This is a genomic window from Borrelia persica No12 (assembly GCF_000500045.1).
GTDB classification, from domain to species: Bacteria; Spirochaetota; Spirochaetia; order Borreliales; family Borreliaceae; genus Borrelia; species Borrelia persica.
This window is the reverse complement of the sequence record NZ_AYOT01000020.1, coordinates 1-2,660: the sequence shown is the minus strand read 5'-3', so window position 1 is coordinate 2,660 and position 2,660 is coordinate 1. Positions and strand designations below refer to the sequence as shown.

Here is a 2,660-nt window from a genome sequence, read left to right as displayed (position 1 = left end):
TACTTAAATATAAGAGTTAATAAAATTCCTATACATATGGTGATAATAGTACCAAGCATCCAATTATGTAATCTTAGTGTACTCTTAAATTCCGTTTTATTGGTATCAATTTTATTATCAAGATCTTTAATATCCGATTTTAGCTCGCTTCTAACATTCTCAATTTTATTATCAAGATCTTTAATATCCGATTTTAGCTCGCTTCTAACATTCTCAATTTTATTATCAAGATCTTTAATATCCGATTTTAGCTCGCTTCTAACATTCTCAATTTTATTATCAAGTTCAGTAAATTTTGTATCAATTTTATTATCAAGTTCAGTAAATTTTGTATCAATTTTATTATCAAGATCAGTTTTAACAGCTAAAATTTCGCCTTTTAGTACTTTTTCTAGCATTTCGAGTTTGATATCGAAGTTTTCTTTGAGATATTCGATATCTTTGTGGGTGAGTTCGTTTCTGTAATATCTAAAAGACAAATCTTTGGCTACATCTTTATCAATACCGGCTTTAATGAGTTCAGACAGTACCATTTTTTGAGTGATCATTGGGTATGCTAATTCTTCCATTAAGATCTCCTTATGTCACTATTATATACTATTTTAGGCTTATTGGAAAAGTAAAATATTTAGTTTTGATTGTATTTACTTTACAAAAACATTAGAGAAGATTTCTAGTTGGTGTTTATAAGTAAACTTACTGGGGACATTCATTTCTTTAAGTCGTAGATTGATATAACGTTTAATTTTATGGGGTCTATGATTGTACATAGATATTGCCTTATTAGAGAAAAATTCTTCTATAATAGAAGCAATAATATTTTTAAAACGGGATTTAGAGTTTTTGTAACGTTCTAGATTATTTTTATTGAGGGTAACAAAATTAAAAGAGTGTATATGTTGTAATTTTTTTTCTATATTTTGGATTTTGGGTTCATTAACAAGTGATATTAGATTACATTTGCAGGTGGATATTTTATTTTTGAGATTATTATTAAATAGTACAAAATTATCTATCAGATTTTTTCTTGTGTTAAGAATCGTACCATAAATATTTCGTAAATCTTTGGTTGTGATCTTTAAATCAAAAAATTTATGTAAAGATCTATTTAATTTGAAAGCTTGGATTGGGAGTATTGTGACATTTTGTAAAGATTGAATAGCGTTAACAACAATTTGAGAATCAATTAAAGTATATCTTGTGAGTTCTAAGCCGTTATTTGGTTTGTAAATAATTGTATTGTTACTGTTTTTTGCAACTAAGATATTCTTATTATTGAGATGTGTGAGAGGAATACCAGTTGACATGATAATTCCTATTAATTTATATTTAATGTTTTCAGATTGTATAAGATGGGTGCCAAGTAAAATAAATTCATCAGGATTAATATTTAAGTTGGGATTATCTGATCTTTTTCTTCTGAAGAAATTAAGTCTAAACATTTTAAACATTAATAAAAGTATATATCCTAAAGTAAAAAAAACAAAATTATTTATAAATTCTGTAAAGATATATTTGTGTTTCTTTTATGGGAGGTATTGGTTTCTTTTGTGGGTAGTTTTTGCAATTGAGATTCTATTTGGTTTTTTTTATAGGAGATATAGGTTTCTTTTATAGGGGGTATTGGTTTCTTTTATGGGAGATAATGAACAAGGAATCTATACTAAAAACAAATTATATATATAATTTGTTTTTAGTATAGATTCCTTGTTCATTATCTCCCATAAAAGAAACCAATACCCCCTATAAAAGAAACCTATATCTCCTATAAAAAAAACCAAATAGAATCTCAATTGCAAAAACTACCCACAAAAGAAACCAATACCTCCCATAAAAGAAACACAAATATATCTTTACAGAATTTATAAATAATTTTGTTTTTTTTACTTTAGGATATATACTTTTATTAATGTTTAAAATGTTTAGACTTAATTTCTTCAGAAGAAAAAGATCAGATAATCCCAACTTAAATATTAATCCTGATGAATTTATTTTACTTGGCACCCATCTTATACAATCTGAAAACATTAAATATAAATTAATAGGAATTATCATGTCAACTGGTATTCCTCTCACACATCTCAATAATAAGAATATCTTAGTTGCAAAAAACAGTAACAATACAATTATTTACAAACCAAATAACGGCTTAGAACTCACAAGATATACTTTAATTGATTCTCAAATTGTTGTTAACGCTATTCAATCTTTACAAAATGTCACAATACTCCCAATCCAAGCTTTCAAATTAAATAGATCTTTACATAAATTTTTTGATTTAAAGATCACAACCAAAGATTTACGAAATATTTATGGTACGATTCTTAACACAAGAAAAAATCTGATAGATAATTTTGTACTATTTAATAATAATCTCAAAAATAAAATATCCACCTGCAAATGTAATCTAATATCACTTGTTAATGAACCCAAAATCCAAAATATAGAAAAAAAATTACAACATATACACTCTTTTAATTTTGTTACCCTCAATAAAAATAATCTAGAACGTTACAAAAACTCTAAATCCCGTTTTAAAAATATTATTGCTTCTATTATAGAAGAATTTTTCTCTAATAAGGCAATATCTATGTACAATCATAGACCCCATAAAATTAAACGTTATATCAATCTACGACTTAAAGAAATGAATGTCCCCA

At 25.7% G+C, this 2,660-nt stretch carries 3 protein-coding genes; 1 reads left to right on the top strand and 2 read right to left on the bottom strand.

The features are described 5' to 3' along the window. Both bdr and U881_RS11350 read right to left on the bottom strand, forming a co-directional pair. A partial coding sequence (gene bdr / locus U881_RS0100380; protein ID WP_024652903.1) for a Bdr family repetitive protein occupies nucleotides 1–569 on the bottom strand: 569 nt, incomplete at its 3' end. A 75-nt stretch (nucleotides 570–644) separates the two neighbouring features. Next, nucleotides 645–1,451 (bottom strand): hypothetical protein, encoded by an 807-nt coding sequence (locus U881_RS11350; protein ID WP_024652902.1) that lies wholly within the window; start codon nucleotides 1,449–1,451, stop codon nucleotides 645–647. Nucleotides 1,452–1,909: 458 nt separating this feature from the next. On the opposite strand from U881_RS11350, the gene U881_RS11340 reads away from it, so the two are divergent. Continuing rightward, on the top strand, nucleotides 1,910–2,660 hold a 751-nt coding region (locus tag U881_RS11340), incomplete at its 3' end, for a hypothetical protein (protein ID WP_152520637.1).

Coding starts and splice junctions, on each gene's coding strand:
- U881_RS11350 (WP_024652902.1), bottom strand. CDS start 1,451: ATGTTTAAAATGTTTAGACTTAATTTCTTCAGAAGAAAAAGATCAGAT.